The sequence below is a fragment of the Andreprevotia lacus DSM 23236 genome (assembly GCF_900176275.1).
In the GTDB taxonomy this organism is placed as follows: Bacteria; Pseudomonadota; Gammaproteobacteria; order Burkholderiales; family Chitinibacteraceae; genus Andreprevotia; species Andreprevotia lacus.
In genome coordinates this window covers 68,352-90,302 of sequence record NZ_FWXD01000003.1, presented here as the reverse complement: position 1 = coordinate 90,302, position 21,951 = coordinate 68,352, and the positions used below count along the sequence as shown (strand labels likewise).

Annotated in this window: 20 protein-coding genes and 2 tRNA genes; 16 read left to right on the top strand and 6 right to left on the bottom strand. The window is 62.4% G+C overall.

Features of this window, described 5'->3' with window-relative positions:
* Window positions 1-60: 60 nt before the first annotated feature.
* From B9A19_RS03540 to B9A19_RS03520, 5 genes are all read left to right on the top strand, one after another.
* Window positions 61-678, top strand: a complete 618-nt coding sequence (locus tag B9A19_RS03540; protein ID WP_084089166.1) for a DedA family protein — start codon at window positions 61-63, stop codon at window positions 676-678.
* Between the two features lie 11 nt (window positions 679-689).
* On the top strand, window positions 690-1,784 hold the full coding sequence (gene alr / locus B9A19_RS03535) for an alanine racemase (RefSeq protein WP_084089165.1): 1,095 nt from the start codon (window positions 690-692) through the stop codon (window positions 1,782-1,784).
* Between the two features lie 68 nt (window positions 1,785-1,852).
* On the top strand, window positions 1,853-3,079 hold the full coding sequence (locus tag B9A19_RS03530) for an aspartate kinase (RefSeq protein ID WP_084089164.1): 1,227 nt from the start codon (window positions 1,853-1,855) through the stop codon (window positions 3,077-3,079).
* A gap of 99 nt (window positions 3,080-3,178) precedes the next feature.
* Window positions 3,179-3,272 (top strand) — tRNA-Ser (locus B9A19_RS03525).
* Between the two features lie 51 nt (window positions 3,273-3,323).
* Window positions 3,324-3,400: transfer RNA gene (locus B9A19_RS03520), tRNA-Arg, on the top strand.
* A gap of 162 nt (window positions 3,401-3,562) precedes the next feature.
* Here B9A19_RS03520 and B9A19_RS03515 read toward each other — a convergent pair.
* The gene (locus B9A19_RS03515) at window positions 3,563-5,578 is read right to left on the bottom strand and encodes an NADPH-dependent 2,4-dienoyl-CoA reductase (RefSeq protein WP_084089278.1); all 2,016 of its coding nucleotides are present in this window, start codon (window positions 5,576-5,578) and stop codon (window positions 3,563-3,565) included.
* Window positions 5,579-5,786: 208 nt separating this feature from the next.
* Here B9A19_RS03515 and B9A19_RS23240 point away from each other — a divergent pair, with 208 nt between their 5' ends.
* The 8 genes from B9A19_RS23240 to B9A19_RS03475 all read left to right on the top strand — a co-directional run bounded on the left by B9A19_RS23240 (window position 5,787) and on the right by B9A19_RS03475 (window position 11,956).
* Complete coding sequence (locus B9A19_RS23240) at window positions 5,787-7,271, top strand: methyl-accepting chemotaxis protein (protein ID WP_176216750.1); 1,485 nt, start codon at window positions 5,787-5,789, stop codon at window positions 7,269-7,271.
* Window positions 7,272-7,325: 54 nt separating this feature from the next.
* The gene (gene tmk, locus B9A19_RS03505) at window positions 7,326-7,976 is read left to right on the top strand and encodes a dTMP kinase (protein WP_084089162.1); all 651 of its coding nucleotides are present in this window, start codon (window positions 7,326-7,328) and stop codon (window positions 7,974-7,976) included.
* A complete protein-coding gene (holB, locus tag B9A19_RS03500; RefSeq protein WP_084089161.1) occupies window positions 7,973-8,995 on the top strand; it encodes a DNA polymerase III subunit delta' in 1,023 nt (340 codons plus the stop codon). Before tmk ends, holB begins: the two co-directional genes overlap by 4 nt.
* Window positions 8,992-9,357: a PilZ domain-containing protein gene (locus tag B9A19_RS03495; RefSeq protein ID WP_084089160.1), complete on the top strand. Its 366-nt coding sequence runs from the start codon at window positions 8,992-8,994 to the stop codon at window positions 9,355-9,357. Before holB ends, B9A19_RS03495 begins: the two co-directional genes overlap by 4 nt.
* Window positions 9,358-9,501: 144 nt before the next feature.
* A complete protein-coding gene (locus tag B9A19_RS03490) occupies window positions 9,502-10,278 on the top strand; it encodes a TatD family hydrolase (RefSeq protein ID WP_084089159.1) in 777 nt (258 codons plus the stop codon).
* A complete protein-coding gene (locus B9A19_RS03485) occupies window positions 10,275-11,051 on the top strand; it encodes an MBL fold metallo-hydrolase (protein WP_084089158.1) in 777 nt (258 codons plus the stop codon). The genes B9A19_RS03490 and B9A19_RS03485 overlap by 4 nt, the downstream gene beginning before the upstream one ends.
* A 14-nt stretch (window positions 11,052-11,065) precedes the next feature.
* On the top strand, window positions 11,066-11,443 hold the full coding sequence (locus B9A19_RS03480) for a DUF2237 family protein (protein ID WP_084089157.1): 378 nt from the start codon (window positions 11,066-11,068) through the stop codon (window positions 11,441-11,443).
* A 90-nt stretch (window positions 11,444-11,533) separates the two neighbouring features.
* Window positions 11,534-11,956 carry a c-type cytochrome gene (locus tag B9A19_RS03475; protein ID WP_084089156.1) on the top strand — a complete coding sequence of 141 codons (423 nt, stop codon included), beginning with the start codon at window positions 11,534-11,536 and terminating at the stop codon, window positions 11,954-11,956.
* Window positions 11,957-11,998: 42 nt separating this feature from the next.
* Here B9A19_RS03475 and B9A19_RS03470 read toward each other — a convergent pair whose 3' ends face one another.
* From B9A19_RS03470 to B9A19_RS03450, 5 genes are all read right to left on the bottom strand, one after another.
* A complete protein-coding gene (locus tag B9A19_RS03470) occupies window positions 11,999-12,316 on the bottom strand; it encodes a DUF3303 family protein (protein WP_139798631.1) in 318 nt (105 codons plus the stop codon).
* Window positions 12,317-12,454: 138 nt separating this feature from the next.
* Window positions 12,455-13,588: a succinyl-diaminopimelate desuccinylase gene (gene dapE / locus B9A19_RS03465; RefSeq protein WP_373277993.1), complete on the bottom strand. Its 1,134-nt coding sequence runs from the start codon at window positions 13,586-13,588 to the stop codon at window positions 12,455-12,457.
* Window positions 13,589-13,599: 11 nt separating this feature from the next.
* Complete coding sequence (locus B9A19_RS03460) at window positions 13,600-13,944, bottom strand: ArsC family reductase (protein ID WP_176216757.1); 345 nt, start codon at window positions 13,942-13,944, stop codon at window positions 13,600-13,602.
* Window positions 13,945-14,010: 66 nt separating this feature from the next.
* Complete coding sequence (locus B9A19_RS03455; RefSeq protein ID WP_084089154.1) at window positions 14,011-15,180, bottom strand: PilT/PilU family type 4a pilus ATPase; 1,170 nt, start codon at window positions 15,178-15,180, stop codon at window positions 14,011-14,013.
* Window positions 15,181-15,195: 15 nt separating this feature from the next.
* Window positions 15,196-16,863, bottom strand: coding sequence for an AMP-binding protein (locus B9A19_RS03450; RefSeq protein WP_084089153.1), 1,668 nt, complete (start codon window positions 16,861-16,863; stop codon window positions 15,196-15,198).
* A gap of 256 nt (window positions 16,864-17,119) precedes the next feature.
* Between B9A19_RS03450 and rimP the strand changes: the two genes are divergently transcribed.
* The 3 genes from rimP to infB are packed head-to-tail and all read left to right on the top strand — an operon-like array spanning window position 17,120 to window position 21,863.
* Window positions 17,120-17,551: a ribosome maturation factor RimP gene (rimP, locus tag B9A19_RS03445; RefSeq protein ID WP_084089152.1), complete on the top strand. Its 432-nt coding sequence runs from the start codon at window positions 17,120-17,122 to the stop codon at window positions 17,549-17,551.
* A 46-nt stretch (window positions 17,552-17,597) separates the two neighbouring features.
* Complete coding sequence (gene nusA, locus B9A19_RS03440) at window positions 17,598-19,070, top strand: transcription termination factor NusA (protein WP_084089151.1); 1,473 nt, start codon at window positions 17,598-17,600, stop codon at window positions 19,068-19,070.
* Between the two features lie 27 nt (window positions 19,071-19,097).
* Window positions 19,098-21,863, top strand: coding sequence for a translation initiation factor IF-2 (infB, locus tag B9A19_RS03435; RefSeq protein WP_084089150.1), 2,766 nt, complete (start codon window positions 19,098-19,100; stop codon window positions 21,861-21,863).
* Window positions 21,864-21,951 lie beyond the last annotated feature (88 nt).

Below are 21,951 nucleotides of genomic sequence, written 5' to 3'. Positions count from 1 at the left end.
GCTTGTAAGCTGCATGTTAAACTGACGCCGGGGCGTTACGCCCCCTGTCCCTGGAAGTACATGGAAACCCTTCAATACCTGCTGCCGCTGTTTACCGACTACGGTTATCTGGCTGTTTTTCTCGTTCTGCTCATTTGCGGTCTTGGCGTGCCCATCCCCGAGGACATCACCCTGGTGGCCGGCGGCATCATTGCCGGACTGGGCTTTGCCAATGTGCACTGGATGTTTGCGGTGGGCATGGCCGGCGTGCTGGTGGGCGATACCTTCATGTTCTTTGCCGGCCACCACTGGGGCGAGGGCGTATTGCGCTGGCGCTGGGTGGCGCGGCTGCTGACGCCGGCCCGCTATGCGGCGGTGCAGGACAAATTCTGCCGCTATGGCAACCGCGTGCTGTTCGTGGCGCGTTTTCTGCCCGGCCTGCGCTCGCCCATCTTTCTCACTGCGGGCATGAGCAAGAAAATCCCTTACTGGCGCTTTCTGGCGCTCGATGGTGCTGCCGCGCTGATCAGCGTGCCGGTCTGGGTCTATCTCGGTTATTACGGCGCCTACAAGCGCGACTGGCTGATGATGTGGATCAAGCGCGGCCAGGGCGGCCTGCTGCTGGTCATCCTCGTTGTGCTGGTCGGCGTGGCCATCTGGGCCTGGCGCCGTCACCGTGCCCGTTGCCGTCCATCCTGACCGGAGTATTCATGCCGCGCCCCATACTTGCCACCATCCACGCCGACGCGCTGCGTCACAACTACCACGTGCTCAAGGCCGGTGCGGCAGGCAGCCGTGCATTCGCGGTGGTCAAGGCCAATGCCTACGGCCACGGCCTGCTGAATGTGGCGGCAGCGATCAGCGATGCCGATGGCTTTGGCACGGTGGAGTTTGCCAGTGCGCTGCGTTTGCGCGATGCCGGTTACCACCAGCCCATCCTGCTGCTGGAGGGCGTGTTCGATGCCGACGAACTGCATGGTGCCGCCGCGCATGATTTCTGGCTGGCGGTGCACGACGAGGCCTCGCTGGCGCGACTGGAGGCGCAGCGGCTGGCTGCACCGGTGCAGGTGTTTCTCAAACTCAATACCGGCATGAACCGGCTGGGTTTCCCCGCCGAACAGGCACCTGCGCTGGTGGCCCGGCTGCAGGGCAATCCGAATGTGGCCGGCATTACCTTGATGGCACACTTTGCCACGGCCGATGAGCCTGCCAAGGGTATCCAAGCGCAGATGACGTGCTTCAATGCTGCCTGTGCCGGGCTGCAGTTGCCGGTCACCTTGGCCAACTCTGCTGCCACACTGGCCTATCCGCACACGCATCAGGACTGGGTGCGCCCCGGTATCGCGCTCTATGGCAGCAGCCCGTTTGGCCTTGCGCGCACCGCACAGTCGCTGGATTTGCAGGCGGCCATGACGCTGGAATCAAAAATCATCGGCGTGCAGGAACTCCAGGCCGGGGATGCAGTCGGTTACGGGGCCACCTTCGTTGCCGAGCGCAGCATGCGCATCGGTACAGTGGCCTGTGGCTATGCCGATGGGTATCCGCGCCACGCCCCCACCGGCACCCCGGTAGTGGTGGCAGGCCAGCGCTCGCGCCTGATCGGCAGGGTATCGATGGATATGCTGGCGGTAGACATTACCGATCTGCCGCAGGCCGGCGTGGATAGCCCGGTCGAGCTGTGGGGGCGGCAACTTTCCATTGATGAGGTGGCCGCCGCCGCCGGCACCATAGGCTATGAATTGATGTGTGCCGTTGCACCGCGTGTGCCCATGCAAGTTGCCGATGGGATGCTCGCACGCTCGTAAAGCGCAACAGGTTTCATTACAATTGTGCCCTTAACAAATTTCGTCTTACCAACCACACAGGTTGCATCATGGCATTGATCGTCCAGAAATACGGCGGCACCTCGGTCGGCACGACCGACCGCATCAAGAACGTCGCCCGCCGCGTCGCCAAATTCAAGGCCCAGGGCCACGACCTGGTCGTCGTCCTGTCGGCCATGAGCGGTGAAACCAACCGCCTGATCGCACTCGCCAAGGATATCCAGGCCAATCCGGACCCGCGCGAGCTCGACGTCATCGTTTCCACCGGCGAGCAGGTCACCATCGGCCTCCTGGCCATGGCGCTGAAGGAACTGGGCATTGAAGCCAAGTCCTACACCGGCGCCCAGGTGAAGATCCTGACCGATTCCATGCACACCAAGGCGCGCATCCAGTCGATCGACGATGCCGCCATGCGTGCCGACCTGAATGCCGGCCGCGTCGTGATCGTCGCCGGTTTCCAGGGTGTGGATGCCGAAGGCAACATCACCACCCTCGGCCGTGGTGGCTCGGATACCTCGGGCGTGGCGCTGGCCGCCGCGCTCAAGGCTGACGAGTGCCAGATCTATACCGACGTCGATGGTGTTTACACCACCGACCCGCGCGTGGTGCCGGAAGCCAAGAAGCTCAAGACCATCACTTTCGAGGAAATGCTCGAGATGGCCAGCCTTGGTTCCAAAGTGCTGCAAATCCGCTCGGTTGAATTCGCCGGCAAATACAACGTGAAACTGCGCGTGTTGTCGTCCTTCCAGGAAGAAGGCGAGGGCACGCTGATTACCTTCGAGGAAGACCCGAACATGGAAAAGCCCGTCGTCTCCGGCATCGCCTTCAACCGTGACGAAGCCCGTATCAACGTGATCGGCGTGCCGGACAAGCCCGGCATCGCGTACCAGATCCTCGGCCCGGTGGCAGACGCCAACATCGACGTGGACATGATCATCCAGAACGTCGGCCAGGACGGCACCACCGATTTCAGCTTCACCGTGCCCAAGGGCGAATTCGCCCGCACCATCAAGGTGCTGGAAGGCGTGCAGGCGCACGTGGGCGGCAAGAGCGTCAACGGCGACGACAAGATCTGCAAGGTCTCCATCGTTGGCGTGGGCATGCGCTCGCACGTGGGCGTGGCTTCCACCATGTTCCGCACCCTGGCTGAAGAAGGCATCAACATCCAGATGATCTCGACCTCGGAAATCAAGATTTCCGTGATCGTGGACGAGAAGTATCTGGAGCTGGCTGTGCGCGTGCTGCACCGTGCCTTTGGCCTCGATCAGGTCAAGTAATTGCGGGATTGCGCTACCCGCGCGAAATAAATTCGCGCTTTAGTGCATCTGTCATTTGACGGAAGCCGGAACCCTAGGTATTATCCGGCTTCCCTTGACGGAGACGTGGATGAGTGGCTGAAATCACTTCCCTGCTAAGGAAGCATACGGGCTTAAACCTGTATCGAGGGTTCGAATCCCTCCGTCTCCGCCAAGACCTCCTTCGGGTGGTTCTGGGCAAGTAGTAAAGCAGTAACTAAATAGTGCACCCGTAGCTCAGTTGGATAGAGTATCTGGCTACGAACCAGAGGGTCGGGCGTTCGAATCGCTCCGGGTGCACCATTTACCCCCTCCTGCAGTAAATCCCCCAAAGCTGTTTTGAATCTGACAGAGATAGGCATCGCGCTTCAGGCGCCACGCTCGGTGTTTTCCTGCGCACAAAGCAAAGCGGCGTTGCCGCACCTTGATTGCCGGTGCAACAACGCCGCCTGGTGTTGCTGACGATTACAGGCTCAGGGCCAGTCGTGTGCCTGCTTCGATGGCCCGCTTGGCATCCAGCTCACCTGCCAGCTCGGCCCCGCCGATCTTGTGCACGCGCACGCCGCTGGCGGCCAGTGTGTCGAACAGCTCGGCCACTGATTCCTGTCCGGCGCAAATCACCACCTGATCGGCTGGCAGGCATTGTTCCTCGCCCTTGATGCGTACATGCAGGCCGGCATCGTCGATGCGCAGATACTCGGCATTGCCCAGCAACTGCACGCCCCGCTGCTGTAGCGCGATCTTGTGCACCCAGCCCGTGGTCTTGCCCGGCCCGCTGCCCGGCTTGCCGGCGCGGCGCTGCAGCAGCCAGATGGTGCGCTGATTGTGATGATGCTGCGGCTTTTGCAAGCCGCCCGCGCTGTCGAGCTGCGCATTGATGCCCCATTCAGTCAGGTAATCGCTGACCGGCGTGGTTTCAACTGCCGGTTCGGACAGCATCACCGCCGTATCCACACCGATGCCACCCGCGCCAACGATGGCAATGCGTTGCCCCGGTGCCACCTTGCCGCTGATCAGGTCTGGATAGCGCACCACCATGGGGTGGTCGATACCGGTGATGGCCGGCACGCGCGGGCGCACGCCGGTGCTGACGATCACTTCATCGAAACCGGCCAGTTGGTCCGGACTTTCGATGGCGCAATTCAAGTGCACCGTCACCCCGGCTTGCTGTAACTGGTAATCAAAGTAACGCAGCGTTTCCTTGAACTCGTCCTTGCCCGGCACATGGCTGGCCAGGCGGAACTGGCCGCCGATGGCATCACCGGCCTCGAACAGGGTGACCGCATGGCCGCACTGCGCGGCAGTCAGCGCGCACGACAGCCCGGCCGGGCCAGCACCGATGACCGCTACGCGCTTGGGCTGCGCTGCCGGGCGGATGGCCAGTTCATCTTCGCGACAGGCGCGCGGGTTGACCAGGCAGGAGGCCTTCTTGCCCTCGAATACATGATCCAGGCAGGCCTGATTACAGGCGATGCAGGTATTGATGGCCTGCGGCAGGCCGGCGGCAGCCTTGGCGACGAACTCGCCATCGGCCAGCAGCGGGCGCGCCAGCGACACCATGTCGGCATCGCCGGCAGCGAGGATGCCCTCGGCCACTTCCGGCGTATTGATGCGGTTCACGGCCACCACCGGCACCTTCACATGCGGGCGCAGCTGGCGCGTCACCCAGGCAAAGCCGCCGCGCGGCACGGCCTGTGCAATGGTGGGGATGCGCGCCTCGTGCCAGCCGATGCCGGTGTTGATGATGTTGACGCCCGCTGCCTCCAGCGCTTGCGCCAGCGTGATGGCTTCGGCCAGCACGCCGCCGTTGTCGACCAGATCAAGCAGGGACAGGCGGAAGATCACGATGAAGTCCGTGCCGACCGCTGCGCGCACCGCGTGCATGATGGCCAATGGCAGCCGCATGCGGTTTGCCAGGCTGCCGCCCCACTCGTCATCGCGCTGATTGGTGCGGGCGACGAGGAATTGGTTGAGCAGATAGCCTTCGCTGCCCATGATCTCGACGCCGTCATAGCCGGCCTGCTGCGCCAGCCGTGCACAGTTGGCAAAGTCGGCGATGGTGGCTTCGATCTCGGCCACGCTCAGTGCGTGCGGGGTAAATGGCGAAATCGGTGCGGTGATGGCCGACGGCGCGACCGACTCGGGGTGATAGGCATAACGCCCGGCATGCAATATCTGCAGACAGATCTTGCCGCCAGCCTCGTGCACCGCACGGGTGACGGGGGTGTGACGGGGCACATCGGCCTCGCTCGCCAGCATGGCGGCATCCGGATAGATGCGGCCAGCCGGGTTGGGGGCGATGCCGCCGGTGACGATCAACCCCACGCCGCCGCGCGCGCGTTCGGCGTAGAAGGCGGCCAGTTTTTCGGGGCCGTCGTCGGCCTCTTCAAGGCCGGTGTGCATGGACCCCATCAGCACGCGGTTCTTCAGCGTGGTAAAGCCCAGGTCGAGCGGGGCCAACAGGTGCAGGTAGGCAGGCATCGATTGCTCCATAAAACGATTGTTTTAAAACACGCTATCATGCCGGCGGGCAAACGGTATTGGGGTTTACATGCAGCCGGCCATTTGTCCGTGGTTTGCCTTTGGTCGGTGCAATGCCGCTGTGGCGGACTTCCTGTATTCATAGGCCATGCCGGGGCAACTAGACTTTGCCATTGGCACACCGCCTGTGCGGCGAACCGGAGTCATCATGTCTGCAAGCAAAACAACAAGCGCCATCTTTGAGTGGTTCATCCCGGATGCCTTGCGGCAGAACCCGTTCGACCTGATGCGTGCGCGCAATATCGTCGGCTGTGCCGTGCTGGCCGCGCTGATCGTGCCGGTGTTTTCCATCCACTATTTCAAGCTGGGCCATTATCCGATGGCCGGCGGCATCCTCACTGCCGGGGCGCTGATGTTCGTTGCGGCGTTGCTGCTCAAGGCCACGGGGGCTTTGCTGCTGGTGCGCGAGTTCCTGATTGCCGTGTTCTACGGCATGGTGGTGTGGATGTGCTACGTGAACGGCGGCATCGAATCATCCAGCGCGCCGTGGTTCCTGCTGCTGCCGGTGGCGGCCATCTTCATTGGCGGCCTGCGCAGCGGCGTGGTGTGGACGGTGCTGAGCGTGATCGCCATCGTGTTGTTTTCTGCCGCGTATGCGCAGGGCTGGGCGCTGCCCAAAAGCCCGATTCCGCATGCGCTGCACGCCAGCCTGGTAACCCGCTCGCTGATCGGCCTGTCGGTCGTGCTGCTGGCGCTGGGGGTGATGTTCGAACTGGGCAAGGCGCGCAGCTTTGCCAAGATCAGTGTGGCGCGCGAGCAGGCCGAATCCAGCCAGGCGGCGGTGCGGCAGATGCTGGCCGACGTGCAGCGCGCGGTGAGCACTGCATCGAGCCAGTCGGCCGAGATCAGTGCGCGCACCGGCTCCATCAGTGGCACCATGCAGCAACAGGCCGGCCAGTCTGCCCGCATGGCGCAGGAGCTGGCACAGATGGCAGCGGCGTCTGCCGACAGTGCAGCACAATCGGCCGACGCTGCTGCCGAGGCCGCCAGCACCGGCAGCCTGGCGCGTGCCGGTGGTGCGGCCATGACGCAGACCATGCGCAGCCTGGAAGAGGCAACGCAGGTCATGCTGGCTTCGGCCCAGCGTATCGAGGAGCTGGCACAACGCAGCGGCGAGATCGGCCATATCGTGCAGGTGATACGCAGCATTGCCGACCAGACCAATCTGCTGGCGCTCAACGCGGCCATCGAGGCGGCGCGCGCCGGTGAAGCCGGGCGCGGCTTTGCCGTGGTGGCCGACGAGGTGCGCAAGCTGGCCGAGCGCACCGGTGGTGCCACGCGCGAGATCGAGAGCAAGATCAGCGCCATCCTGTCCGGTACGGCCGAGGCGCAGCAGGCCATGCACAGCGGCAGCGAGAAAATGACCGTCAGCACGCAGACCGCGCGCGAGGCTGACGACACGCTGCGCGACATCATTGCCGGTGGCCAGCGCGTGACCGAGCTGACCAATGCCGTGGCCGGGCACGAGCGCAGCCAGGCCGAGCGCTTTGCTGGCATTACCCGCGAGGTGGCGGCACTGCAGGCGGGCATGCAGGAAGCCAGCGCATCCACCGAGGCCATCAGCGGGGCGGTGGCGCGGCTGGATGAGTCGGTACAGTCGCTGGCGGGCAGCATGCAATCGCTGCGGGCCTGAACGTTGCCGGGTAAAACCGTCGCCATCCTGCGGCCGAGCTGTCAAAATGGCGGGATGTCTGCTCAGATTTCCCAAGGCCCGCAAGGCCGCTTCATCAGTGTTGAAGGCGTCGACGGCGCCGGTAAAAGCACGCAACTGGCCTGGCTGGCCGACTGGCTGTCCGGCCAGGGTATCCGCTTTGTCAGCACGCGCGAACCGGGTGGCACGCCGCTGGGTGAAAAGCTGCGCGCCTTGCTGCTGAACGAACCCATGCATCTGGAAACCGAGGCACTGCTGATGTTTGCATCGCGGCGCGAGCATCTGGCACAGGTGGTCGAGCCGGCGCTGGCGCGCGGCGACTGGGTGCTGTGTGATCGTTTCTCCGACGCGACCTATGCCTACCAGGGCGGCGGGCGCGGGCTGGACCTGGCCAAGTTTGCCGCACTGGAGACGCTGGTGCAGCAGCGCGGCGACGGCCTGCTGCAACCGCATCTGACCTTGCTGTTCGATGTGCCGCCCGAAGTCAGCGCCGCGCGCATGGCCAACGGCCGCGAGCTGGACCGCTTTGAGCGCGAGGCCGCCGATTTTCATACCCGCGTGCGCGATGCCTATCTGCGCCGTGCAGCGGCCGACCCTGCGCGCATCAAGGTGATTGATGCCAATCGCGGCATTGCCACCATTCAGGCCGAGCTGACGGCCTGCTTGCCGGAGTGGCTGGCTGCATGAGTGCACTCGACCTTTATCCGTGGCAACACGAAGCCTGGGCGCAACTGCTGCACGACCCGGCGCGGCTGCCGCATGCCTTGTTGCTGACCGGTGAGCCGGGCATCGGCAAGCGCCGCTTTGCCGAACGGCTGGCCGCATGGTTCCTGTGCGAGGCCGCCGACAAGGCGCTGGCGCCCTGTGGCGTGTGCGAAGGCTGCCGCTGGCAACTGGCCGGCAATCACCCTGACTTTCGCCTGCTCTCACCCGAAGAGGGCGAGGCAGAAGAAGGCGAGGAGGGGGCCAAGGCCAAGAAAAAGTCGGCCATCATCAATGTCGAGAACGTGCGCGAGCTGACCGACTTCGTACAGCTCACCTCGCACCGGCGCGGCAGCCGCGTCACCCTGGTGGTGCCGGCCGAAACGATGAATACCGCCGCCGCCAATGCCTTCCTGAAAACGCTGGAAGAACCGCCCGAGGGCGCGCGCTTCATTCTGGTGTCCAACCACTGGCGTCGCTTGTTGCCCACCATCCGCAGCCGCTGCCGCGTGTTTGCCTTGCCGCAGCCGGACGAGGATGTTGCCACCAGCTGGCTGACCGCGCAGGGCGTGGTTGATCCGGCGCTGCATCTGGCCCATACCGGTGGCGCACCACTGGCGGCGCTGGACGATGCCGCCGCCGAGTGGCTGCCGCAGCGCAACAGCCTGCTGGCGCATCTGGGCAACCCCGGCGCGCTGGACGTACTGGCCGTGGCCACCGAGTTTGATCGTGCCAAGGTAGACATGGCGTTGTTGGTGGAATGGTTACAAAAATGGGTGCATGACCTGGTCAGCTTGGGGCTGTCAGGAAAAATTCGCTATTATCCAGATTGCCGCGAAGCCTTGGCCCGACTGGCGCCGCGTGCTGCGGGCATGACTGCCTATGCCGAGCGCTTGCTCGAAGCCAGAAAACTGGCACACCACCCGCTGAATGCGCGGCTCGTGATCGAGTCGCTGCTGTTTGATTACCTCGCCGCGCTGAAAAGCGCCGGGAGCCCCCGATGATCGACGCACCCAAAGCACCCGTAAACCGCCCGGGTGTACTCTCGCTGAATATCAAGGAAAAGGCCGCGCTGTATGCGTCCTATATGCCCTTTGTGAAAGGCGGGGGCATCTTCATCCCCACCGCCAAGCCTTACAAGCTGGGCGACGAAGTATTCATGCTGCTGTCCCTGCTGGACGACCCCGCCAAGATCGCCGTATCGGGCAATGTGGTATGGATTACGCCGGGTGGCGCGCACAACAACCACCAGCAGGGTGTGGGGGTGCAGTTCTCGGCCAACGAGGCCGGCGCACAGGCACGCAACAAGATAGAAGGCTTGCTGGGTGGCTATCTGCAGTCGTCACGGACGACGCATACGATGTGACGGGTGAGTTTGCCGCAAAATGGCTGGAGGCTGCTCCGGCCATTTTTGTTTTTGGTGTTGAGGCTGGCGCTAACCATGATTCACCCACTGCCCATCCCCCATGCAGTGCTAAAATCCCCGCTAGCCCCTCATTGCAAGCAAACCATGTTCGTCGATTCGCACTGCCACATCAATTTCCCCGACCTCGTTGCCGATCTGGACGGCAAGCTGGCCAATATGCGCGCCAACAAGGTGTCGCATGCGCTGGTAGTGTCGGTGAATCAGCCTGATTATCCCAGTGTGCTGGCACTGGCTGCGCAGCATGACAACCTGTTTGCCTCGGTGGGCGTGCACCCTGATTATGAAGACACCATCGAGCCGACCGTTGAATGGCTGGTGAGCGAAGCGCAGCATCCAAAGGTGATTGCCATTGGTGAAACCGGGCTGGATTACTACCGGCTGGAGGGTGATCTGGAATGGCAGCGCGAGCGTTTCCGCGTGCATATCCGGGCTGCGCAGCAGACCGGCCTGCCGCTCATTATCCATACCCGCTCGGCCTCGGCGGACACCATCCGCATCCTGCGCGAAGAAGGGCAGGGCAAGGTCAATGGCGTGATGCACTGCTTTACCGAGAGCTGGGAAGTGGCGCAGCAAGCGATGGAGCTGGGCTTTTATATCTCGTTCTCCGGCATCGTCACCTTCAAGAAGGCCGAGGAGCTGAAGGAAGTGGCCAAGCTGGTACCGCTGGAGCGCATGCTGATCGAGACCGATTCACCGTATCTGGCGCCGATGCCGTTCCGTGGCAAGACCAATGAGCCGGCGTGGGTGAAGCATGTGGCCGAGCATATCGCCGATTTGCGCGGTATTTCGGTGGCCGAGGTGGCCGAGGCCACCACGCGCAATTTCTTCACCTTGTTTGCCAAGGCCGGGCCGCTGCAATGAGCTTGCCGGTTGAAGTGACCCTGCTCGGCGTCGGTTCGTCCGGCGGCACGCCCGCGCTGGGCTGCCCGTGCCCGACCTGCACTTCGACCGATCCACGCAACCGCCGTACCCGTGCCTCGGCCGTGTTCCGTGCCGGCGGGCAGACTTTTTTGATTGATACCGGTGCCGACCTGCGCCAGCAATCGCTGCGCGAGCAGCTGCTGCACGTCGATGCGGTGCTTTATACCCACCCGCATGCCGATCACTTGCATGGCATCGATGATCTGCGCGCGTTTTGCTGGCTGCAAAAGGCGCCGATCCCGGTGTTTGGCAATGCGCTGCTGTCTGAACATATCAGCAGCCGTTTCTCCTACACGCTGCTGTCGCCCAATAATTACTGGGACAAGCCGGTGCTGCAACTGACCGAGATCGACGACGAGCCGTTCGAGTTTGCTGGTGTTACCGTCACGCCGATTCCGGTGCTGCACGGCAAGTGGCCGATCCAGGGTTTCCGCATTGGCAATGCGGCCTATATCACCGATGTATCGGAAATCCCCGAGGCCAGCTTTGCGCGCCTGCAAGGGCTGGACCTGCTGATTCTGGATTGCCTGCGCGAAGTGCCGCACCCCACGCATTTCGGCGTGCAGCAGGCGCTGGACGCGGCCACCCGCATTGCCGCGCGGCAAACCGTATTCATCCACATGACGCACGAGCTGGAATACCACGCGCTGTCTGCCCGCATGCCAGCCGGCATGCAGGTGGGTTATGACGGCATGCGGCTGTCGGCCGATTGAGCAGGAGTATCACCATGTCCCGCCTGAATGTATTCGGCCAGCCACTCATTCCGTGCAGCCTGGACCCGCTGACCGGCTTCATGCGCGATGGCTGCTGCAGCGATTGCGATGATGATCACGGCAAGCACACCGTTTGCGCGCAAATGAGCGCCAGCTTCCTCGCGTATTCGAAGTCGCGCGGCAACGACCTGTCCACGCCGTGCCCCGAGTTCGGCTTTGCCGGACTCAAACCGGGCGACCAATGGTGTTTGTGCGCGCTGCGCTGGGTAGAGGCCTTGCTGGACGGCATGGCGCCGCCCATCGTACTGGCCGCCAGTGATGAGTCTATACTGGACCAGGTTTCGCTGGAAACGCTGGTGTTGCATGCGGTCGACCGGCCACCCCTGCATTGATCAAGACCGGTCAACGGTCGGCCAGTTGCGGCCGGCCGCGTTACTACCACAGCGGTACTTGCCGTTTCACCTTTGCCTTATCGATTACCCATGCGTCTGCCTGTTCTGCTGTTGCTTGCCATTGTCACCCTGAGCGCCTGTCAGCGCGTCGATCCCAACTCACCGCAGGGCAAGCGCCAGGCCAGCATGAAGCAGATCCTGCACCTGTCCGAAACGCTGTCCGGCATGGCACGCGGGCGGCAACCTTATGTGGCGGCGGATTTCTCCCGTACTGCGCAGTTGCTGCAACAGGCAGCGCGCACGCCGTGGCAGCATTTCCCGGAATACACGGCTGCCAAGCCGCTGGATGCGGATGCCGCCAGGGCATTCAACAAGGCCGCCAGCGATTTCGAGACTGCGACCGACCAGCTGAACAAGGCTGCGGCCAGTGGCCGGGTGGACGATGTGCGTGCGCCGATGTGGCGTGTAGAGGACAGCTGCAGTGCCTGTCACCGGGTGTTCAGGCCGCAGTAGCGCAATGTTGCCCGCCGCAGGCGCACGGCGGGCAAGGGCTGATTACGTCTGCCCCCATTGCTGGACTGCGGCGCGGATGGACGGTGTTGCGGCGCCCAGGTCTTCGGGCCGCATGACGGGCAGGAAGGTCACGTCGGCATTCAGCCACAGGAAAAAGGGCTCGGCCAGGCGGGGCATTGCGGATGCATCATCGAATTGCACCACGATGTATGCACCACGCTGGCCATCCAGGGTGCTGAAGTAGGCGGCTTCGGCCTTGATGTCGGCCAGCAGCCCGGCCATACGCTCGCCAAACTGCGGGTCACGCAGCGCCCGGTTGCCTGCTTCGCTGGGAATGCGAACTTGCATCAGATAACGCATGGCGGTGTTCCTTGTTGCGTTGCTGGGCTACCCATCGTAGCCCCGCATGCAACGAGCGCATGACCGCAATGCACGCCGCAGGGATGGGCGGCCTGCAAGTGGCGTCGGGCTGATCGGCGGTTGATCAGCCCGTCCCGATCAGGCGATCAGCCGCTCCAGCACGCCCAGATATACTTGCGACAGCTTGGGTACGTCTTCGACTGCCACGCACTCGTTGAGCTTGTGGATGGTCTTGTTGATCGGGCCGAATTCGACCACCTGCGGGCAGTGTTTGGCGATGAAACGGCCGTCCGAGGTACCGCCGGTGGTGTTCAGTTGCGGCTCGTCGCCGGTGACATCCTTGACCGCCGCCTTGATGGCGTGCGTCAGCTCGCCCTCATCGGTGAGGAAGGGCTCGCCCGACAACGACCAGTTCAGCTCATAGTCGAGACCGTGTGCGTCGAGAATGGCGTGGACCCTGGCCTTGAGCGTGGCGGCGGTGTTTTCGGTGCTGAAGCGGAAGTTGAACAGCACTTCTACTGTACCGGGAATGATGTTGGTGGCGCCGGTGCCGCCATGGATGTTGGATACCTGCCAGGTGGTGGGCGGGAAGTAGGCGTTGCCCTTGTCCCATTCGGTGCCGGCCAGCTCGGTCAGCGCCGGGGCCAGCAGGTGGATGGGGTTCTTGGCCAGGTGTGGATAGGCGATATGGCCCTGCACACCGTGCACATACAGATGGCCGGACAGCGAGCCACGGCGGCCGTTCTTGATGGTGTCGCCAAACACTTCCGCACTGGTCGGTTCGCCGACGATGCAATAGTCGATGGCTTCGCCGCGTGCCTTGAGCGCTTCGATGACCTTGACCGTGCCGTCGTGCGCCGGACCTTCTTCGTCCGAGGTGATCAGGAAGGCGATCGAGCCCTTGGGGTTGGGGTGCTTGGCAACAAAGGCTTCGCAAGCAGTGATGAAGGCCGCCAGCGAGGCCTTCATGTCTGCCGCGCCACGGCCATACAGGTGGCCATCGCGCAGATCGGGTTCGAACGGGTCGGAGTGCCAGCGGTCGAGCGGGCCGGTCGGTACCACGTCGGTGTGGCCGGCAAACATCAGCACCGGGCCGCTGGTGCCACGGCGTGCCCACAGGTTGTCGACGTCGCCGAAACGCATCGGCTCGATCTTGAAACCAAGCGCTGCCAGGCGGCGCGCCATGATTTGCTGGCAGTCAGCGTCATCCGGGGTGACCGAGGCTTGCTTGAGCAACTGTATGGTCAGCGCCAGGGTTGGATCGTCATGCAGTGGAGCAGCCATTATTTCAACAAAGCCTCGTAGCGGTCGGTGGAAAAGCCCACTGAAATCGTACCATTGCTGTCAAGCACCGGCCGCTTGATGACAGAGGGCTGCGCCAGCATCAGCGCAATGGCGCTGTCGGCGTCAACCACGGCGGCTTTTTCTGCATCGCTTAGCTTGCGCCAGGTGGTGCCGGCCTTGTTGACCAGCTTTTCCCAACCGGCCTGCGCGATCCAGCCTTGCAGCAATTCAGCGCTGACGCCGTTCTTCTTGAAATCATGCCAATCATAGGCAAGGCCTGCGTCATTCAGCCAGGTACGTGCTTTTTTGACGGTGTCGCAGTTGGGAATGCCGTACAGCTTCATGGGGGTCTCTATAAACGGTGATGGGCCGCAGTGCGGCCCAGGAAAAGGTTGGCGTTTCGACCGCAATCAGTGCAGGTCGATGTTGAAATTCAGATTAGGGTCTTCCGCTGCCTCGGGCTTGGGCGCGAGTGCTGACTCGGAGGCCTTGGGACGTGCCGGTGGCGCTTCGCCGCCGCCAGCGTTGGCGTTGTTGATCATCCACGACAGGTTGGTGGCCGAGTCGGCATTGTGCAGCGCCTCGTCCAGCTCGATTTCGCCCGAGCTGTACAGGCGGAACAGCGCCTGCTCGAAGGTGACCGAGCCATCGGTCAGCGATTGCTCCATGGCTTCCTTGATCTCCGACAGCTGCCCGTTGCGGATCAGCTCGGCAATACGCGGGGTGTTGAGCATGATTTCCACCGCCGGCACCAGACGGCCATCGGTGGTGCGCACCAGGCGTTGCGAGACGATGGCCTTGAGCGAGGTCGACAAGTCGTACAGCAGGGCTTCGCGCGCATCCTGCGGGAAGAAGTTCACGATGCGGCTCATCGAGTGATAGCTGTTGTTTGCATGCAACGTGGACAGGCAAAGGTGGCCGGCCTGCGCATACTGCATGGCGTGCAGCATGGTTTCCTGATCGCGGATTTCGCCGATCATCAGCACGTTGGGGGCCTCGCGCATGGCGTTTTTCAGCGCCTCGCCATAGCTCTTGGTGTCGAGCCCGACCTCGCGCTGGTTGAACAGCGACTTCTTGTGCGGATGCATGAACTCGACCGGGTCTTCCAGCGTGAGGATATGGCCGGCGTGGTTCTCGTTGCGGTAGTTGAGCATGGCCGCCATGGTCGAGCTCTTGCCCGAGCCGGTGGCGCCCACCATCAGGATGATGCCGTGCTTTTGCATCACCAGTTCCTGCAGCACCTCGGGAATGCGCAGTTCCTTCAGCGATGGCGGGTCAACCCGGATATAGCGTGCCACCATGGCCACTGCGCCGCGCGCGCGGAACACGTTGATCCGGTAGCGGCCAACACCCGGCACGGAGATGGCAAAGTTCGATTCCAGATCACGCTCGAAATCGGCAATCTGCTTGGGGGTCATCAACTGGTAAACCAGTTGCTGCACGTGCTCGGCGTTCAGCACCTGGTTGTTCACGGGCCGGCAGTTGCCGCCTATCTTGATGATGACCGGCGATTGCGCCGACAAGAACAGGTCGGACGCCTTGTGTTCGGCCATCAGTTTGAAAAACGGCAACAGGTTCATGGTGGTGGTTCCAGTTTATTTTGGCCTTAGTTCCCGGCGCAGGATTTTACCCACATTTGATTTCGGCAACTGATCTCTGAATTCAACCTGGCGCGGCACCTTGTAGTTGGTGAGGCGCTCACGGGCAAATGCCACGATATCCTGTTCGGTCAGTTTGTTGTCCTTGCGCACCACGAATACCTTGACCGCCTCGCCGGATTTCTCGTCCGGCACGCCGATGCAGGCCACTTCCAGTACGCCCGGATGCTCGGCAATCACGTCCTCGACCTCGTTCGGGTACACGTTGAAGCCCGACACCAGCACCATGTCCTTCTTGCGGTCGGCAATGCGGAAGAAGCCGGCGGGGGACATCACCGCCACGTCACCGGTAGCCAGATAGCCGTCGGCCCCCAGCACCTTGGCGGTTTCCTCCGGGCGCTGCCAGTAGCCTTTCATCACCTGCGGACCTTTGAGGAACAGCTCGCCCGCTTCGCCGGCCGGCAGCACCTGGCCGTCTTCGTTGCGGATTTGCGCATCGGTGCTCGGGATCGGCAGGCCGATCATGCCGTTGTATTCCTTCAGCGTCATCGGGTTGATGACTGCTGCGGGCGAGGTTTCGGTCAGGCCATAGGCTTCGACCAGCGGCACGCCGGTAATCAGCTTCCATTTGTCGGCTACCGCGTGCTGTACCGCCATGCCGCCGCCCAACGCCAGCTTCCAGCGCTTGAAGTCGAGTTTGGCAAACGCTTCGTTATTGGCCAGTGCGTTGAACAGCGTGTTCACGCCGGTCATGCAGGTCACCGGGTATTTGGCGATTTCGGCCACGAAGCCTGGAATGTCGCGCGGGTTGGTAATCAACAGGTTGGTGGCGCCGATCTTGGTAAACACCATGCCGTTCGCGGTGAGCGAGAAGATATGGTATAGCGGCAGCGCGGTGATGATCATTTCCTCACCCTCGGTCACCGCATCCTTGATCCATGCGTGTGCCTGCTGCATGTTGGCGACGATGTTGCCATGGGTCAGCATGGCGCCCTTGGCCACACCGGTAGTGCCACCGGTGTACTGCAGGAAGGCAATGTCGTCGTGCGTCAGCACCACCGGCGTGAGTTTGTGTTTGCTGCCGCTGGCCAGCGTGCTGTTGAACGGCACGTGGCCGGGCAGGCTGTAGGCGGGCACCATCTTTTTGACGTGCTTGACCACCAGATTCACCAGCCAGCGCTTGGGGATGGGTAGCAGGTCGCCCACCTCGGTGATGATCACGCGCTTGAGCGAGGCTTTTTCTGCCGCGCTGACTTTCTCCAGCGTGTGCGCGAAGTTGGCCAGGATGACGATGGCCTCGGCACCGGCATCGTGCAGCTGGTGGCCCAGCTCGCGCGGGGTGTACAGCGGGTTGACGTTGACCACCACCATGCCGGCCTTGAGGACGCCGAACAGCGCGATGGGGTATTGCAGCAAATTGGGCATCATCAGCGCCACACGCGCGCCACGCTGCAGCTTCAGGTCGTGCTGCAGGTAGGCGGCGAACGCATCCGACAGCCGGTTCATCTCGGCGTAGCTGATGCTGCGCCCCATGTTGATGAAGGCGGCACGTTCGGGAAAGCGCTCGACCGTGCGGGCGATCACCTCGGGTATCGAGCCGAATTCGTGCACGTCGATATCATGCGGCACGCCTTGCGGGTAGCTCTCAAACCACGGTCGATCCATTGCACAGTCTCCTTGTCGGTAATTTGTAACTGTAGTGAGGTCAGTTACAAGGCTCAAGCTTTGAGCATCGCTAGTTTCGCCAAGTGGTTGTTTCTGTTAGAATCGGGGGTATTCCCTATAGAGCTGTGTGAACACTGGGTTGCCGTGTCGGCAAAAGCAGTGTGCGCGGCCCTTGGCGTCAGCCGGGAAGTCCTTTTTGAAATGGGCGCAGTTTTGCAGCCCATTTTTTGTTTGTGGCGTTTGTTGAAAGGAAGATATGGCCAATCTGCAGGATGTGCTGGAATCCACGCTGCCCGGTCTCGGCTACGAGCTGGTAGACCTGGAGCTGGCGCAAAACGGGCTGGTCCGCTTGTTCATAGACAAGCCGGGCGGCATCACCGTGGAAGATTGCGTGACGGTGAGCAATCACTTCACACGCTTGTTCATGGTGGAGAACATCCCGTACGAGCGGCTGGAGGTGTCCTCGCCCGGGCTGGACCGGGCACTGAGGAAACCGGCTGATTTCGAGCGCTTTGCTGGCCAGCAGGTCAAGGTCAAGCTGCGCTTGCCGCTGCCGGACAAACGCAAGCGATTTATCGGCACGCTGATCGGTTTCGAGAACGAAGCGGTCATCGTGGACGTCGAGGGCGAGCGCCTGACGCTGCCCCTGGCACAGATCGACAAGGTGCGGCTCGAGCCGCAGTTCTGATTTTAGAAAACGCGTTTGCGAGCTTTTGCTGAAGGTGTAAAAGACAATGAGCCGTGAAATCCTGTTGCTGGTCGATGCGCTGGCACGTGAAAAGAATGTAGAGAAAGACGTCGTGTTCATGGCGCTGGAAATGGCGCTGGCCTCGGCGACCAAGAAGCGTTACGACGATGAAGTGGATATCCGCGTCGATATCGACCGCGACAGCGGCGACTATCGCTCGTTCCGCGTCTGGACCGTGGTGGAAGACAATGACCACGAAGAACCCAGCCGCCAGATTGCCATTACCGATGCACCGGACTACGACAAGAACCTGAAGCTGGGCGACTTGTGGGAAGAAGAGCTGGAGCCGATCGAATTCGGCCGTATCGGCGCGCAGACTGCCAAGCAGGTCATCCTGCAGAAGATCCGCGATGCCGAGCGCGAGCAGAATCTGAATGATTTCCTGCAACGCCGCGAGCATATCGTGTCGGGCACCATCAAGCGCATCGAGCGCGGCAACGCCATCATCGAGATCGGCAAGCTGGAAGCCGTGCTGCCGCGTGACCAGATGATCCCGAAGGAAAACCTGCGCGTGGGCGACCGCGTGCGTGCCTTCCTGTTGCGCATTGACCGCCTGGGCCGTGGTCCGATGCTGGTGCTGTCGCGCACCACGCCGGAATTCATGGCCAAGCTGTTTGAAATGGAAGTGCCGGAAATCGAAAACGGCCTGATCGAACTCAAGGGCGTGGCACGTGATGCCGGCGCCCGCGCCAAGATCGCCGTCAAGTCGAATGACCAGCGTGTCGATCCGCAAGGTACGTGTATCGGTGTGCGTGGTACCCGCGTCAACGCGGTGACCAACGAGCTGGCCGGCGAGCGTGTGGACATCATCCTGTGGTCGCATGACCCGGCGCAGTTCGTCATTGGCGCGCTGAGCCCGGCCGAGGTCAACTCGATCATCGTCGATGAAGACAACCACAGCATGGATGTGGTCGTTGATGAGGACAACCTCGCCATGGCCATCGGCCGTGGCGGCCAGAACGTCAAGCTCGCGTCCGAGCTGACGGGCTGGAAGCTCAACATCATGACCGTCACCCAGGCCGAAGAGAAGCACGAGGAAGAGTTCACCAAGATCCGCGAACTGTTCGTCAAGGCACTGGACGTGGACGAGGATGTGGCCGACGTGCTGGTGCAGGAAGGCTTCAACACGCTGGAAGAAGTGGCTTATGTGCCGCTGGCGGAAATGCTCGAAATCGAAGGTTTCGACGAAGAAACCGTCAACGAGCTGCGCTCGCGTGCCCGTGATGCGCTGCTGACACAGGCCATCGTGCGCGAAGAGCAACTCGAGCACCAGGCTGAAGACCTGAAGAATCTCGAAGGCATGACGGCAGATATCGCCGCCGCGCTGGCAGAGAAGGAAATCCATACCCGCGACGAGCTGGCTGAACTCGCCGTGGATGAGCTGACCGAAATCACCGGTATCGATGACGAGTCGGCCAAGCAACTGATTCTGAAGGCCCGCGAGCATTGGTTCGCGTAATTGCTCGTAGAGGGCTGGGAGAAATGCATGAGTGAACTGAACGTCAGTCGATTTGCTGCCGAGCTGAAAATGCCGCCGCAGGAGCTGCTGGAGCAGCTGCGCGCGGCCGGCGTGGTCAAGCAGAACGAATCGGACCCGGTGACCGCAGACGACAAAGCGCGTCTGCTGGATCACCTCAAACACAAGCACGGCGCTGCCGGCGGCGACAAGCAGAAGATCACGCTGACCCGCAAGCAGACGTCCGAAATCAAGAAAACCGATTCGACCGGCAAGACCAAGACGATTCCGGTGGAAACGCGCAAGAAGCGCGTACTGCCGACCGATATGCCGGTGATCGAGCGTGCGCCCGAGCCGGCAGCGGCCCCGGTGGCCTTGAGTGATGCGGAGCGCGCAGCGCGCGAAGCCGATGCCCAGCGCAGCAATGCGCTGCGCGAGCGCCAGGCTGCCGACATGCGCGCCAAGCAGGATCGCGCTACCGTGCGTGACGACGTGGCCGTACCCGAAATCGTGGCCGCGGTTGAAGTCGTGGCCGAAGCGCCGGTTGTTGCCGTGGAAGTGGCGACGCCTGTTGCTGCACCGGCACCCGCACCGACCCCGGTCGCTGCTGCGCCTGCCCCGGCACCCGCGCCGGCCCCGACACCTGCACCGGTTGCGGCGCCTGCGCCGTCGCCAGTGCCCTCGGTGAGCGGCGATCGTCCGCGTATCGGCATGCGCGTTGACCTGCGCAAGCCGCGCGATACCCCGATGCGTGCGCCGGAGCCGGTCAAGGCTGAAGCGCCGGTTGCTGCTCCGGCAGCCGCTGCTGCGCCGTCGCCATCGGCGAACACCGCCAGCAAGCCGGGCGAGAAGAAGAAGGACGGCGACAAGCGCGGCGGCTGGGAAGACACGCGCGGCAAGAAGGGCGGTGCCGGCATCAAGACACGCGGTGGCGATGCTTCCGCAGGTGGCTGGAAATCCAAGAAGGGCGGTGGCAGGCACGGCAAGGGCGGCGGTAACGATGCCGACAATGCCCACGGCTTCCAGACCCCGACCGAGAAGATCGTCCACACCGTGGACGTGCCGGAAACCATTTCCGTGTCCGATCTGGCGCACAAGATGGCCGTCAAGGGCGTCGAAGTCGTCAAGGCATTGATGAAGCTGGGCATGATGGTCACCATCAACCAGATTCTGGACCAGGAAACCGCCATGATCGTGGTGGAAGAAATGGGCCATACCCCGGTTGCTGCCAAGATCGACGATCCGGATACCTATCTGGAAGAAGAAGCCAAGGGCGAGCACGAGCAACTGTCGCGTGCCCCGGTGGTGACCGTCATGGGTCACGTCGACCACGGCAAGACCTCGCTGCTGGACTACATCCGTCGCGCCAAGGTGGCTGCGGGCGAAGCCGGCGGCATTACCCAGCATATCGGTGCGTACCACGTTGAAACCGACAAGGGCATCATCACCTTCCTGGATACCCCGGGCCACGAAGCGTTTACCGCCATGCGTGCCCGTGGTGCCAGCGCGACCGACATCGTGGTGCTGGTGGTGGCTGCCGACGACGGCGTGATGCCGCAAACCATCGAAGCGATCCACCATGCCAAGGCGGCGGGTGTACCCATCGTGGTGGCGGTCAACAAGATCGACAAGCAGGGTGCCAACCCCGAGCGTATCCGCCAGGAGCTGGTGGCGCAGGAAGTGGTGCCGGAAGACTGGGGTGGCGATACCCAGTTCGTCGAAGTGTCCGCCAAGCAAGGCATCAACATCGATGGCCTGCTGGATGCGATTCTGCTGCAGGCCGAAGTGCTTGAGCTGAAGGCCGCCATCGATACCCCGGCCAAGGGCATCATCATCGAAGCCCGTCTGGACAAGGGTCGCGGTGCGGTGGCGTCCATGCTGGTGCAATCGGGTACGCTGAAGAAGGGCGACGTGGTGCTGGCCGGCAGTGTGTACGGCCGTGTCCGCGCCATGCTGGACGAGAACGGCAAGTCGATCAACGAGGCTGGTCCGTCGATTCCGGTGGAAATCCTCGGCCTGTCCGAAGTGCCGGCAGCCGGTGTCGATGCCATGGTGCTGGCCGACGAAAAGAAGGCGCGCGAAATCGCGCTGTTCCGTCAAGGCAAGTTCCGCGACGTCAAGTTTGCCAAACAGCAAGCCGCCAAGCTGGAAAACATGTTCGCGCAGATGGCCGAGGGCGAGGTGCAGAACCTGCCCATCATCATCAAGAGCGACGTGCAGGGCTCTCTGGAAGCGCTCAGCGGCAGCCTGCAAAAGCTGTCGACCGAGGAAGTGCGCGTGCAGATCCTGCACTCGGGCGTGGGCGGTATTTCCGAATCGGACATCAACCTTGCACTGGCTTCCAAGGCGGTGGTGGTGGGCTTCAATGTGCGTGCCGATGCGGCAGCGCGCAAGCTGGCCGAGGCCGAAGGCGTGGACATCCGCTACTACAACATCATCTATGACGTTGTGGACGATGTGCGTGCTGCGCTGACCGGCATGCTGGCGCCGGAGAAGCGCGAGCAGATCATTGGCTTGCTGGAAATCCGCCAGGTGTTCGTGGTGTCCAAGGTGGGCTCCATCGCCGGTTGTTACGTGCTCGACGGTATGGTCAAGCGCGGTGCCGGTGTGCGCGTGCTGCGCAACAACGTGGTGGTGCACCAGGGCGAGCTGGAAACGCTCAAGCGCTTCAAGGACGACGTCAAGGAAGTCAAGTCGGGCTACGAGTGCGGTCTGCAGATCAAGAACTACAACGACATCCAGGAAGGCGACCAGCTGGAAGCGTTCGAGATTATCGAGGTAGCTCGTACCCTGTAAGAACCTGATTACGATCTGGCTGTGAGGGCCTGATCGGGGCTCATGCGCTGCTCAAAATCCTCATGTACTTACAGTACATTCCGGTTTT